At 71.0% G+C, this 12261-nt stretch carries 14 protein-coding genes; 5 read left to right on the forward strand and 9 right to left on the reverse strand.

Annotated features, from left to right (window positions below; translation table 11 throughout):
* The first annotated feature begins 91 nt into the window (after positions 1 to 91).
* Entirely contained in the window at positions 92 to 1084 is a 993-nt protein-coding gene (locus ACFQU4_RS12610) for a TerC family protein (protein ID WP_377491946.1), read from the forward strand.
* 14 nt (positions 1085 to 1098) lie between these two features.
* Here ACFQU4_RS12610 and ACFQU4_RS12615 read toward each other — a convergent pair whose 3' ends face one another.
* Positions 1099 to 2304 carry an MFS transporter gene (locus ACFQU4_RS12615; protein ID WP_377491949.1) on the reverse strand — a complete coding sequence of 402 codons (1206 nt, stop codon included), beginning with the start codon at positions 2302 to 2304 and terminating at the stop codon, positions 1099 to 1101.
* Positions 2305 to 2329: 25 nt separating this feature from the next.
* Positions 2330 to 2806 (reverse strand): nucleoside deaminase, encoded by a 477-nt coding sequence (locus tag ACFQU4_RS12620; RefSeq protein WP_377491952.1) that lies wholly within the window; start codon positions 2804 to 2806, stop codon positions 2330 to 2332.
* 63 nt (positions 2807 to 2869) lie between these two features.
* On the opposite strand from ACFQU4_RS12620, the gene ACFQU4_RS12625 reads away from it, so the two are divergent.
* Entirely contained in the window at positions 2870 to 3322 is a 453-nt protein-coding gene (locus ACFQU4_RS12625) for a MarR family winged helix-turn-helix transcriptional regulator (protein WP_377491955.1), read from the forward strand.
* A 2-nt stretch (positions 3323 to 3324) separates the two neighbouring features.
* Positions 3325 to 3747 carry an ester cyclase gene (locus ACFQU4_RS12630; protein ID WP_377491957.1) on the forward strand — a complete coding sequence of 141 codons (423 nt, stop codon included), beginning with the start codon at positions 3325 to 3327 and terminating at the stop codon, positions 3745 to 3747.
* Positions 3748 to 3768: 21 nt separating this feature from the next.
* Here ACFQU4_RS12630 and ACFQU4_RS12635 read toward each other — a convergent pair whose 3' ends face one another.
* The 5 genes from ACFQU4_RS12635 to ACFQU4_RS12655 form a co-directional block, all read right to left on the reverse strand.
* Positions 3769 to 4287 (reverse strand): hypothetical protein, encoded by a 519-nt coding sequence (locus ACFQU4_RS12635; protein WP_377491960.1) that lies wholly within the window; start codon positions 4285 to 4287, stop codon positions 3769 to 3771.
* A gap of 109 nt (positions 4288 to 4396) precedes the next feature.
* Positions 4397 to 4861, reverse strand: coding sequence for a pantetheine-phosphate adenylyltransferase (gene coaD / locus ACFQU4_RS12640; protein ID WP_377491963.1), 465 nt, complete (start codon positions 4859 to 4861; stop codon positions 4397 to 4399).
* Between the two features lie 5 nt (positions 4862 to 4866).
* Entirely contained in the window at positions 4867 to 5454 is a 588-nt protein-coding gene (gene rsmD, locus ACFQU4_RS12645) for a 16S rRNA (guanine(966)-N(2))-methyltransferase RsmD (RefSeq protein WP_377491966.1), read from the reverse strand.
* A 13-nt stretch (positions 5455 to 5467) separates the two neighbouring features.
* Positions 5468 to 7708, reverse strand: coding sequence for an ATP-dependent DNA helicase RecG (locus tag ACFQU4_RS12650; RefSeq protein WP_377491969.1), 2241 nt, complete (start codon positions 7706 to 7708; stop codon positions 5468 to 5470).
* Entirely contained in the window at positions 7705 to 9180 is a 1476-nt protein-coding gene (locus ACFQU4_RS12655; protein ID WP_377491972.1) for a DAK2 domain-containing protein, read from the reverse strand. Before ACFQU4_RS12655 ends, ACFQU4_RS12650 begins: the two co-directional genes overlap by 4 nt.
* A gap of 157 nt (positions 9181 to 9337) precedes the next feature.
* Here ACFQU4_RS12655 and rpmB point away from each other — a divergent pair, with 157 nt between their 5' ends.
* Both rpmB and ACFQU4_RS12665 read left to right on the forward strand, forming a co-directional pair.
* Positions 9338 to 9526 (forward strand): 50S ribosomal protein L28, encoded by a 189-nt coding sequence (rpmB, locus tag ACFQU4_RS12660; protein ID WP_377491975.1) that lies wholly within the window; start codon positions 9338 to 9340, stop codon positions 9524 to 9526.
* 77 nt (positions 9527 to 9603) lie between these two features.
* Positions 9604 to 10299, forward strand: a complete 696-nt coding sequence (locus ACFQU4_RS12665) for an HAD family hydrolase (RefSeq protein ID WP_377491978.1) — start codon at positions 9604 to 9606, stop codon at positions 10297 to 10299.
* 87 nt (positions 10300 to 10386) lie between these two features.
* On the opposite strand, the gene ACFQU4_RS12670 is transcribed toward ACFQU4_RS12665, so the two are convergent.
* Positions 10387 to 11268, reverse strand: coding sequence for an aminoglycoside phosphotransferase family protein (locus ACFQU4_RS12670; RefSeq protein ID WP_377491981.1), 882 nt, complete (start codon positions 11266 to 11268; stop codon positions 10387 to 10389).
* On the reverse strand, positions 11265 to 12260 hold the full coding sequence (locus tag ACFQU4_RS12675) for a hypothetical protein (protein WP_377491984.1): 996 nt from the start codon (positions 12258 to 12260) through the stop codon (positions 11265 to 11267). The genes ACFQU4_RS12670 and ACFQU4_RS12675 overlap by 4 nt, the downstream gene beginning before the upstream one ends.
* Position 12261 lies beyond the last annotated feature (1 nt).

Consider the following 12261-nt stretch of genomic DNA (forward strand, 5'->3'; position numbering starts at 1 on the left):
CCGGTCGCGGCCGCGGGCCCGCCGGAGAGATCCGGGCGGGGGCCGCGCGGGAGAGACGTTCGGGTCCGTTCCGTCCACCCGAAAGGTTCCCGTGGAGCTCACCATCCCGCTCTGGTTCGAGATCGGCACCTATGTCGTCCTGGCCCTGATCCTCGCGTTCGACATCGTGCTGGCGTTCCGCCGGCCGCACATCCCGTCCACCCGGGAGTCGGCACTGTGGATCGGCTTCTACGTACTGCTGGCGCTGATCTTCGCCGGCTCCCTGCTGCTGCTCGGGGACGCCGAGCACGCCGGTCAGTTCGTCGCCGGCTGGCTGACCGAGTACAGCCTCTCGATCGACAACCTGTTCGTGTTCTTGATCATCATGGCGCGGTTCGCGGTGCCCAGGAAGTACCAGCAGGAACTGTTGATGGTCGGCATCATCCTGGCGCTCATCTTCCGCGGCGCCTTCATCCTGCTCGGCGCGACGCTGATCTCGAACTTCAGCTGGATCTTCTACGTCTTCGGCCTGTTCCTGATCTACACGGCGATCAACCAGGCGGTCTCCCGGCACGACGACGATTCCGAGAACGGCTTGATCAGGTTCCTGCGCCGGCGGATCCCGATCACCGACGAATACGACGGCGCCAAGCTCCGGACCACGGTCCGCGGCCGCCGCGTGTTCACGCCGGTGATCATCGTCCTGATCGCGCTCGGCACCACCGACCTCGTCTTCGCGGTCGACTCGATCCCGGCGATCTTCGGGATCACCACCGAGCCGTTCCTGGTCTTCACCGCGAACGTGTTCGCCCTGATGGGCTTGCGGCAGCTGTACTTCCTGCTCGGCGACCTGGTGGAGAAGCTCGTCTTCCTCAAGTACGGGATCGCGGCCATCCTCGCCTTCATCGGTGTGAAGCTGTTCCTGCACGCCCTGCACGAGAACGAGCTGCCCTTCATCAACGGAGGCCAGCATGTCGCCTGGGCGCCGGAGATCGGCACCTTCGCCTCACTCGGCGTGATCGTCGGCGCGATGGCCGTCGCCGTCGTCGCGAGCCTGATCAAGCTCCGCGTGGACGCGCGCCGGGACAGCAACGTGCTGCGCTGAGTTGCGACGACAGGTCAGCTGCGCGGGCGTAGGGCCCACCAGCCGATCGAGGCGGCCGCGATGAGCAGGGGAACGCCCAGCAGGAAGGGCAGGTGGAGACCGAACTGCTGGGCGACGACTCCGCCGCACAGGGCACCGAGGATCGAGGCTGCGGTGATGACGGTCCCGTTGATGCTGCTGACCCGCCCCAGCAACTCCAGGGGCGTCTGACGCTGGACCAAGGTTCGCGCCGCGACATTCCAGACGGCGAAGACCGCACTGCTGGTGGCCAGCACGATCGCGGTGACGGCCACGCTGCTGGTGACACCGAGGGCGAGCTGGCCGGCCGCCGCGACGAGCAGGCTGCCCACGATGGTCCACCTCAGCCCGACGGCGCGTCCGATCCGGGCGGCGACGAGTCCCCCGGCCAGGCCGCCGACGGCGCCGACGGCCAACATGATCCCGAACCAGAGCTCGGGCAGGCCGACGACATCGCGGAGGTAGAGCACGAGCAGGGTGAACCAGGCGCTGTCGGTCATCGCGAGGGCGACACTGGTCGCGGGGACGGCCAGGACCTCTCGGTGTCTGATCAGCCAGCCGAGCCCGGTTCGCAGGTCCATGATCACGTTCGAAGGCCGGGCCGTGTTCCCGACGGGTGATCTCAACTGCACCAGCGCCGGAATCGAGGCCACCAGCGCTGCGGCGATCGCCATGGTCCCACCGTTCACGGCGAACGGCAGCGCGATGGCGACGCCGAACAGATACGCGCCCAACGGCGGCCCGACGAACTCGTTGCCCGCGATCTCGGCCGTGACCATGCGGCCGTTGGCCCGGTCGAGTTGATCTTTGCCGACGATCGAGGGCAGCAGGGTGCCGGCGGCCGTGTCGCGCAGCACCGACGCCAACCCCGAGGTGAAGACCACGACATAGATCACCCAGATCGTCGCGTGGCCCGTCGCCAGCATCGCCACCAGCCCGACCAGCAAGACAGTTCGGGCGACGTCCATCACCAGGACCAGGACGCGCCGATCGACCCGATCGGCGACGACTCCGGCGAGCAGCCCGAACAACAGACCGGGCACCTGGCCGGCCACCGCGACGCCGGCCACCAGGGCCGGGCTGGAGGTCAGGCTCGCCGCGAGCAGCGGAAACGCCGCAGCCCGGATCCCGTCACCGAGGTTGGACAGGGCCGTCGCCGACCACAATCTGGCGTAGTGCGGCCCCAACGGAACGGCTGACATCCGAATCGGTGCCCTTTGGGTCCACTCAGCGCCAGGCGCGGGCGTAGAGGTCCTTCATCTCCGCTTCGAAGCGCGGCGCGGGGCCGTCGACCACGAGGTACGGGGCGACGGCGTTGATCGGGAGCGGCGCCACCGGGCCGGCCGGCAGGCCCCACTCGGCGCGCCAGCGGGTCAACTGGGCCGACGAGGCGGCGTAGACGATCCGGCCCAGGCCGACCCAGGCGTGCGCCGCGGCGCACATCGGGCAGTGCTCACCGGAGGTGTAGACCGTCGCCGCGGCCCGGCGCTCGGGGTCGAGGTTGGCCACCGACCACTGCGCCGCCGCCAGCTCCGGGTGCCGGGTCTGGTCACCGCCCTGCACCTCGTTGTGCCCCTCGAAGAGCACCGTGCCGTCGCGGTCGACGAGGACGGAGCCGAACGGCTCGTCTCCCCCGTCCAGCGCGGCCCTGGCAAGTCCGACGCACCGCTCGAGATAGTCCAGATCTTCATCGGATACGGCCATGGCCGGCAGTCTAGGCAACCCGCCACTTCTTGAATGCATGTAATAGTGAACTATACTCACGATATGGCGAGCCCGACCGAACTCCTTGATCAACTGCTGGCCCTGTCGATCATGATCGACAAGGACCTGACGGCCACGCTCGGGAAGGACGGGCTGACCCTGGCCAGGACCCACCTGTTGTGGGAACTGCACGGGTCCGGCCCGGTCACCCAGCAGCGGCTGGCGGCCGTACTGAACGTCAGCCCACGCAATGTGACGGCCCTGGTGGACGGGCTGGTGGCCAGCGGGCACGTGACCCGGGACCGGCATCCGGAGGACCGGCGCGCGTTCCTGATCACGCTGACCGAGCGCGGCTCGGCGGCGATGGCCGCGATGGCCGTACAGCACGAGGAGTTCGCGGACGCCCTGTTCGGACCGATCTCAGCCAGGGATCGGGCCGCCACGGCACGGGCCCTCGATCACGCGAGGACCCGGCTCGCCGCACTCATGGACGAACACCACAGAGAAGGAAGTTGATCATGACCACCACGACCACCGACCGCAACGCCGACCTGCTCCGGCAGGCCTTCGACCACCTGAACGCACGGGACTTCGAGGCCTGCAACGCGCTGATGATCGAGGACTTCGCGATCAACATCGCCGGCGCACCCAGCCCCCGGTACGGGCTGGACACCTGGCGGCAAGGGATCGAGGTGGCGATGCAGGCGTTTCCGGACCTCCGCGCCGAGGTCAAGGACTGCTTCGCGGCCGGCGACCGAGTGGCCGTCCGGCTGGTCTTCCACGGAACCCACACGGGTGAGTTCCTGGGGATTCCGGCGACGGGTCGCACGGTGAGTTACGACAGCAACGAGATCTACCGCGTGGTCGACGGCAAGATCGTCGAGGAGTGGATCTGCTCGGATCTGGCGAGCCTGATGGGGCAGCTCACCGCGGCCGAGTAGGGGGACTCAGGGGAGAGAGGGTCAGCCGGCGGTCTGGATCCGCGGCATCTGCATGGTCAGTTGTGTCTCCTCCGCGTCCAGATCGCTGCGCTCGGCCAGCCGGAGCCGGGCGGTCTTCACCTGGCTGGTGGTCTTGTGCAGGACCGACTCGAAGCTGGCCATCCGGGAATCGATGAAGCCGTCCGTCTCCCGGCGCAGCGCCGCCGCCTCGTTCTCGGCGTCGGTCCGGATCCGGTCCGCAGTCTCCTGGGCGACCCGGACGATCTCGCTGTGCTGGGCGAGCTCGAGGGCCTTCTCCCGGGCGTCACGGATCATCCGCGCCGCCTCGGCCTCACCCTCGGCCACCTTGGCGTGGGACGCGTCGATGACGGACTGCGCCTCTTCGATCTCGTCGGGAAGGTGTTCGATGACGTCGTCGATGGCACCCAGCACTTCGCCGCGGTTGATCACACAGGACGCCGACATCGGCATCGCCCGGGCCTGGGCAATCATCTCCCGCAGCAGAGTGAGTTTCTCCTCCACCGTTTCTCGATCAGCCATGATCCCCCTTGCTCGCTTTCGACAAATGACCACTCAACATACAAACGAGCAGAGTCCCCCGACTCGTGCCCACTGTGATGGTACGCCCGTTTCGGCCGGGTAGCGCCATTCACGACAACCGGTCGATCACCGGCCGTGGGACGAACGCCGTCACGTCACCACCGTAGCCGGAGATCTCCCGGACCAGGGACGACGAGACGAACGACCACTCGGGGGCCGACGGCAGCAGCACGGTTTCGACACCCGTGAGCCGTCGGTTCATCTGGGCCATCGGGAACTCGTAGGAAGCGTCGTCGGCGGTACGGACGCCCTTGACGATCGTGCCGATCCCCCGCTGCTCGCAGAGGTCGACCAGCAACCCGGTGAACTGGATCGCCTCGACGTTCGGCAGGTCCCGGCAGGACTCGGCGACCAGCTCGACCCGCTCTTCGACCGTGAACCGGCCCTTCTTGGCCGGATTGTGCCCGATCGCGACGATCACCTCGTCGAACAGGCCGGCCGCCCGGCCGATGATGTCGAGGTGCCCGAACGTGATCGGGTCGTAGGAACCGGGGCAGACCGCGCGACGTACCACGATCTTCACGGTACCGGGCGGCTGAAGGTGGTCAGCACGGTCTCGCCGTAGCGTCGCGTCCCGACCTCCGTGTACGGCCCCGGTGGGGTCAGCTCGGGCGACCGGCGGGAGCGTTCGGCCACGATCAGCCCGTCGTCGGCGACCCAGCCCTGGCCGACCAGGTCGGCCAGCACCCCGGACAGGTCCGGGCTGCCGAGTTCGTACGGCGGATCGACGAAGACGAGGTCGTACGCCAGCGGTGCCGGAGCCCGCACCACCTGCTCGACCCGGCCGGCCCGGACCGAAGCCCGGGCGCCGAGGGCGGCGATGTTGGGCCGGATCACGCCGCGCACGGTCCGCTGGTCCGCCTCGACCAGCAGCACCGGGTCGGCGCCGCGGGACGCCGCCTCGAGCCCGACCGCTCCGGAGCCCGCGTACAGATCGAGGAAGGAGAGCCCGGCCAGCGACTCGCCCGCGTCGCCGCCGGCACCGGCCCAGGAGGCGAGCATCGCGAACAGGGCCTCGCGGACCCGGTCCGTGGTCGGCCGGGTCCGGTCGCCGACGGGTTGCTTGAGCCTGCGGCCGCCGTACCGTCCGGCGACGATCCGGCTCATCCGCACGCTCCGCTCATGTCCGGTCCAGCCAGTCGCCGGCGGCGCGCCGCTCGACCTGGGCGACCAGGTCGGCCAGGCCCGGCCGGCTCAGCTCGGGGTCCTTGGCCAGTTCCCGTTCGGCCAGTTCCCGGGCCTGTTCGATCAGGTCCCGGTCGTCCAGCACCCGGAGCAGCCGGAGGCTCGACCGCACCCCGGACTGGCTGGCGCCGAGCACGTCGCCCTCGCGCCGTTGCTCGAGGTCGATCTGGGCCAGCTCGAAGCCGTCCCGGGTCGCGGCGACGGCGGACAGCCGCTCCCTGGCGGTGGTGTCCGGCGGGGTCCGGGTCAGCAGCAGGCAGACGCCCGGGTGCTCGCCCCGGCCGATCCGGCCGCGCAGCTGGTGCAGCTGCGAGATGCCGAACCGGTCCGCGTCGCAGATCACCATCACCGACGCGTTCGGTACGTCCACGCCGACCTCGATCACCGTGGTCGAGACCAGCACGTCGAGGTCGCCGGCGGCGAAGGACCGCATCGTCTCGTCCTTCTGGTCGGCCGGTTGCTGGCCGTGCAGCAGCCCGACCCGCAGGTCCTTCAGCGGGCCGGCGGTCAGCTCGGCGTACAGGTCCTCGGCGGCGATCGCCGGCTCGGCATCCTCGGGGGTCGGCAGGTCCTCCCCCGTGCGGGCCGGCTTGGTGTCGGCCGAGATCCGGGCGCAGACGATGAACGACTGCCGGCCGGCGCCGACCTCCTCCACCACCCGCTGCCAGGCCCGGTCGACCCAGGCCGGCTTCGCCTTGGCGTCGACCAGGACGGTGGAGACGTCGGCCCGCCCGGCCGGCACCTCGGTGAGCGTCGACACCTCCAGGTCGCCGAAGACGGTCATCGCGACCGAGCGCGGGATCGGGGTGGCGGTGAGGACCAGTACGTGCGGCCGCAACTCCGCCTTCGCGGTCAGCGCGGCCCGCTGCTCGACGCCGAACCGGTGCTGCTCGTCGATCACCACCAGGCCGAGGTCGGCGAACTGGATCCGCTCGCCGAGCAGGGCGTGGGTGCCGATCACGATGCCCGCGTCGCCGGAGGCCGCCCGCAGCATCGCCTCCCGCTTCTGCGCGGCCGACATCGAGCCGGTGATCAACGCGACCTCGGTGCCGCCGGCCGCCCCGGCCAGCAGGCCGCCGCCGTGCCCCAGGTCGCCGAGCAGCTTGGTGATCGTCTGGAAGTGCTGCGCCGCGAGCACCTCGGTCGGCGCCAGCAGCGCGGCCTGGCCGCCGGCGTCGATCACGGCCAGCATCGAGCGCAGCGCCACCACCGTCTTGCCCGAGCCGACCTCGCCCTGGAGCAGCCGCTGCATCGGGTAGGGCCGGCTCAGCTCGTCCATGATCACGTCGGAGACCTCGGTCTGCCCGTCCGTCAGCCGGTACGGCAGCCGCTCGTCGAACGCTTCCAGCAGGCCGTCCGCCCGCCGCGGCCTCGGCGTCGAGCCGTGCGACCGGGCGTCGGCGCGGCGCCGGGCCATGGCCAGTTGCAGCGCGAACGCCTCGTCGAACTGGAGCCGCCGGCGACCGTCCGCCGCCTCGGCCTTGGCGGTCGGTCGGTGCACCGCCCGGTACGCGTCGGCCAGGCCGATCACGCCCGCCTCCAGCCGCAGCGACGGCGGCAGCGGGTCCTCGACGTCGTCCAGGAAGTCCAGCGCGAGCCCCATCGTCGCCGCGATCGACCAGGTCGGCAGCTTGGCCGTCTGCGGGTAGAGACCGAGCAGCTTGGTCCCGGTCACCTTGGCCAGGTCGGCGTTCCGCTTGGCGCCGGCGATCACCGCGCCGTTCTCGTCGATGATCACGAAGTCGGGGTGCGCCAGCTGGAGCGCGCCGTTGAACTCGCGAACCTTGCCGGCGAAGATCCCGCGGGCACCGGGCTGCAGCACCCGCTGCCAGTGCATGATCAACGGCGGCTTGCCGAAGAAGGCGAGCTTGAGCCGGCCCTTCCGGTCGGTGATCGTCGCCTCCAGCCGCGGCTTCCGGGCCGAGTAGCCGGGGCCGCTGTCCAGGTTGTACGCCCGGGCGTCCAGCACCTCGGCGACGACGGCCACCTCCTCGCCGGGGGTGAGGGTGGACAGCTCGCTGAGCTCCGTACCGTCCATGTAGCGGCGCGGCAGGTGCATCAGCAGGTCGCCGACGGTGTTGATCTTGAGCTTCTCGAACGGGGTCGCCTTGCCGATCACCGACGACAGCTTCGTCTCCAGCCGGGTGAAGGTCTCGGTCTGCCAGGTGTCGATCATGGTTCGACCCCGATCAGGAAGGCGTCACCGCGGTGCCGTCCGGTGAGCAGTTCGATCTCGGCGCCGGGATAGGCGGCGGCGATCCGGCGGCCGAGATCGGCGTTGGCGGACGCCGCCGCCGGGTCCGCGATGACCGTGATCAACTCGGCCCGGCCGGCCGCCAGCGTGGTGATCATGGACCAGGCGTCGGCGGCGGATCCTGCCGAGGCGGTACGGACTCTGGCCGCCGCCAGCCGCATCGCGGCGGCCGCCTCGGCCAGCCCGGCGGTCGGTTCGTGCACCGCGAGGGCGGACAGGGCCGGCACCGATCCGGTGCAGCTGATCAGTTCGACCCGGCGGTCCTGGCCGGCGGCGGCGATCGCGGTCCGGAGGGCCGGCTCGGCGGTCGCCGGCAGCACGATGATCACTTCCGGTCCGGAGCCGGCCAGTTCGGCGGCCAGCCGGGCCGGCAGCGGTTCGGCCGGATCGAGATCGTCCTGCGGCACCGGCCGGCCGCCGTGGGCCCGGACCAGGTCGTCCTGTCCGGGGTCGTCGACGATCACCAGCGGACGGCGCCCGGTCGTGGCTGCGGCCCTGCCGAGCGGGGTCACCCGGAGCGCGCTGACCGTACCGGCGGCGAGGCCGGGCGCGATCGCCTGCGCCGGCCGGGTCAGGTGGGCGTGGACCTTGGCCGTGCGGCTCGGAGTCCGGGCGGTCACGACGACGACGCTATCGGCCAGCTCGGACAGTCGGGTCCGCAGCCGGTCCAGTTCGGCCGGTTCGGCGCCGTCGAGCAGATACATGACCTCGTACTCGCAGGTGTCGGCCGGGCGGGTCGAGGGGGTGCGGTCGCCCGCCGCCGGCGCGGGAAGCGGGCGGGCGGGTTCGCCGCCGAGCACCTCGACCAGGGCACGGAGCAGCAGCAGGAAGGCCAGTCCCCCGGCGTCGACGACCCCGGCGGCTCGCAGCTCGGCCAACTGGTCGGTCGTCCGGTCCAGCGCCTCGCTCGCCGCCCGTTCGGCGGCCCGGGCGACCTGCAGCGGGTCGTTCCCGGCGTCGGCGGCGGCTTCGGCCGCGGCGGCCGCGACCGTGAGCACGGTGCCCCGGACCGGGTCGGCCACCGCCGCGGTCGCCGCCGCGGTCGCCTCCCGCAACGTCGCGGCGAGCCAGCGCCCGCAGGGTTCGCCGGCCGCGAGGTTCGGCAACCGGGCGGCCGCGACCGCGACCATCTGGCCGATCACCGCCCCCGAGTTGCCGTGCGCGGCCACCACGGCGGTGCCGCCCAGCGCGGCCGGTCCCGCGTCGGCGGCGTCGACCACGGCGGTCAGGGTCAGCGTCACGTTGGTCCCGGTGTCGGCGTCCGGCGCAGGGAAGACGTTGATCGCGTCGATCGCCGGTGCCGAGGCCGCGACCAGGTCCCGGGCACGGCGGAGCCACGCGACCAGAGCGGCGTACGCCGGTTCTGGCACGATGGGCCGTGACGGGGTGGACACGGCTCTCACCTTATTGAGCCGGTCGCGGCCGCGGCGGGTTCCACGCAGGCGAGAGCTCGATTCGCTCTGGCATCGGGCGATCGGGTACGATTCAGCGGTTGCCCGAGAGGGCCGACTGCTTCGTTGACCGTACCGAAACGTTTGTGGGAGTAATCCAGTGGCTGCCGTATGTGACATCTGCGCCAAGCGCCCCGGCTTCGGCAACAACGTGCCCTGGTCGAAGAAGAAGACCAAGCGCCGTTGGAACCCGAACATCCAGCGGGTGCGGGCCGCGGTTTCCGGTGGCGCCACCAAGCGCGTCAACGTGTGCACCTCCTGCCTGAAGGCCGGCAAGGTCGCTCGCTGACCCATCGCTCCATCATCAGGCCCGTTCCCGCACGGAACGGGCCTTTTTGATGTGCCCGGCCGGTTAGCCTGTCGACGGTGACACGCTTCGGCGCGGTGATCTTCGACCTGTACGAGACCTTGATCACCGAGTTCGACCCGCATTGGCGCCCCCGGCCGACCCCGGCCGAGCAACTCGGGATCCCCGCGGAGGTCTTCGAACGGGTCTGGCGGGCCAGGCAGCGGGACCGGATGACGTCGGCGCTGGATTTCCGGGACGTGCTGCGGGAGGCGTGCCGGGCGGCGGGAGTTCCGCCCGATCCCCGGACCGTCGAGTCGCTGGATGCCGAGCGACGGGCGACGAAGGCGCGGTCGGTGACGACGGCCGACGCCGAGGTGGTCGGCGCCCTGCGGGAGTTGCGGGCGTCCGGGCTGAGGCTGGGAGTGGTGAGCAACTGCGCGGTCGAGGAGGTGGCCGGCTGGCCGGACAGCCCGTACCGGGAATTGTTCGACGACGTCGTCTTCTCCTTCCGTGCCGGCGTCGCCAAGCCGGACCGGGCGATCTATCGGCTGGCGTGCCGCAACCTCGGCACCCCGCCGGGTCGCACGGCCTTCGTCGGCGACGGCGGCAGCGATGAACTGGCCGGCGCGGAGGCCGCCGGCCTGACCGCCTTCCGGGCCCGGTGGTTCATCGACCGGTGGCCGCCCGAGATCCGCCGCCACCATCCGATCGAGGGCTTCCCGACCCTGACCACTCCGGCCGCGACGGTCCGGGTGCTGAATCAGGATCGCTGACGGGTACGCATCGTCGCGCCCTGAGCTTGTCGAAGGGCAAGGCCCGATCCGGCTTGGCCCTTCGACAGGCTCAGGGCACTCAGTCGATCAGTCGAGCAGGCCTTCGGACACCAGGAGGCGGAGCTCGTAGTTCCTGGTCCTCGGCACGTCGCCGCGGTCCAGGTCCCAGAGCAGGCCGGTCACGGCTCGCGCCTGGACGCAGCGACGGGACAGGTCCGGGTCCACTCCGGCGGCTTCGCTGAAGATCATGATCCGGCGCCGCAGTTCGGCGACCAGCTCGCTCGCCGGGAGCCGGTAGACGCAGACGGTCAACGCGTCGTAGGCGGCAGTGCCGGACATCCCCTTGGGATCGATCACCACCCAGCCCCGTTCCGCGTGCAGGATGTTCCCCTCGTGAAGATCACCGTGCAGCATCGTCGCGGTGCGGTCCCGACCAAGATCACGTACGGTCTCGACGGCGGCATCGAACACCCGTGCCGGGAGCTCGACGCCGGCCGACCGATGATCATCGTGCAGCTGCTGCTCCCACTCCTCCGTGGTGTCGGCGAGACGCTTGATGCCCGCCGGCGCCGGTACGGCCAGCCGGGCCGACAGCTCGCCGCCGATCGCGACGGCCTCGTCCACGTCGACGTCGAGGGTTCGGTCCGTCACCCGTTCGAGCAGCAGGGCGAAGCCGGAGGCGTCGCAGTCGTGCAGCCGGACCGCGCCGCTGCCGTTCCAGAGCCGGAGCGCCCGGTGCTCGTCGGCGTTGCCGGGATGCGGCGGGGAGATCTTGATCACCGCGGGGCCGTACGGCGAACGGACCGGGATCACGACGGCCACGCCACCCGCCCTGACCTCGCCGTCGGGCTCGCAGGACCAGCGTTCCAGATAGCCGCGGGCGAGCTCCGGGAACCCGTCGATCCACTCCGCAGCCCCGTCGACGTCGCGCAGCACCGACTCGGCCAGCCGTTCGGGTACCTTGATCATTCCGCACCGCCCCGTCCGGCGAGGGCCTCGGGATAGCCGGCGTGCCGGCGCAGTTCGTCGTCCGGCATGTACGGGATCGCCCGGTGCCACGAGTTGTAGCGCTGCAGTCGCGCGATCGTCAGCGCCGGCCCCACCAGGGAACGCAGGTCCCGCAGGGGCGCCGCTGCGGTCCAGACCTCGAGGTAGCGGTCGACGGCCCGGCGGATCCTCGGGTCGTCGCGATCACAGTTCCAGTGCTGCGCGACCCGGTAGACCGCGACGTCGAGCACACAGAACGGGTGGCTCCACAGCGCGTCGCCGAAGTCGAAGAACCGCACCCCACCACCGGCGTCCTCGAACGTGTTCGCCGGCTGGACATCGTTGTGCTGCAGGGAATCGGGCACCGGCCCTTCGGCCAGCCGGCGCGCCGCCTCCATGATCATCGGACGGTTCCGGAGCGCGGCGGCGACCACGTCCGGGTCCACCCGGGACGGATGATCATCGGGCAACCGCACCAGGTAGCGCAGCTGCTGCTCGAAGTGATCGGCGGCCCTGGTCGCGGGCAGTTCCGGCAGCCCTGCGGCGACAAGATCATCGCGGTGTCCGGCCAGAAGGCGCTGCAGCTCGCCGAAGTCGGCCAGCACCCGGCCGTACTCCTCGCCGGTCAGCTCGGACTGATCAAGGGTCCGCCCGCCGTCCGGGCTGAGCAGCCACCCGCGTTCGGCGTCGACGGCCAGCGGTTCGAGGATCCGGCCGGGCACCAGCCGCGCCAGGCACTCCATCAGGCCGGCCTCGAACCGGATCGCCGGGCAGCTCTCCTTGAACCAGTACCGCCCGCGGTCGGTCGGCACGGTGAGGTGGACCGACCACGGCCGGATCAGTTGCGGCAGCACCGGACCCGTCGCCGTCAGTCCGGCAGCCCGGAGTTGGGCCTGGATCCAGGCCGCGGCTTCCGCGCGCCAGGACTCGCCCTCCCACCGCGTGATCAACGCCGACCCGGACCCCGCCGTCATG

It is taken from the genome of Microlunatus sp. GCM10028923 (assembly GCF_042666975.1).
Classification (GTDB): Bacteria; Actinomycetota; Actinomycetes; order Propionibacteriales; family Propionibacteriaceae; genus Microlunatus.

Bases quoted from the DNA above. Each gene is read 5' to 3' on its own strand.
- ACFQU4_RS12635 (WP_377491960.1), bottom strand. From the start codon at position 4,287: ATGGCTGATCGAGAAACGGTGGAGGAGAAACTCACTCTGCTGCGGGAG.
- rsmD (WP_377491966.1), bottom strand. From the start codon at position 5,454: ATGAGCCGGATCGTCGCCGGACGGTACGGCGGCCGCAGGCTCAAGCAA.
- ACFQU4_RS12620 (WP_377491952.1), bottom strand. From the start codon at position 2,806: ATGGCCGTATCCGATGAAGATCTGGACTATCTCGAGCGGTGCGTCGGA.
- ACFQU4_RS12675 (WP_377491984.1), bottom strand. From the start codon at position 12,260: ATGACGGCGGGGTCCGGGTCGGCGTTGATCACGCGGTGGGAGGGCGAG.
- ACFQU4_RS12625 (WP_377491955.1), top strand. From the start codon at position 2,870: ATGGCGAGCCCGACCGAACTCCTTGATCAACTGCTGGCCCTGTCGATC.
- ACFQU4_RS12650 (WP_377491969.1), bottom strand. From the start codon at position 7,708: ATGATCGACACCTGGCAGACCGAGACCTTCACCCGGCTGGAGACGAAG.
- ACFQU4_RS12615 (WP_377491949.1), bottom strand. From the start codon at position 2,304: ATGTCAGCCGTTCCGTTGGGGCCGCACTACGCCAGATTGTGGTCGGCG.
- ACFQU4_RS12630 (WP_377491957.1), top strand. From the start codon at position 3,325: ATGACCACCACGACCACCGACCGCAACGCCGACCTGCTCCGGCAGGCC.
- ACFQU4_RS12670 (WP_377491981.1), bottom strand. From the start codon at position 11,268: ATGATCAAGGTACCCGAACGGCTGGCCGAGTCGGTGCTGCGCGACGTC.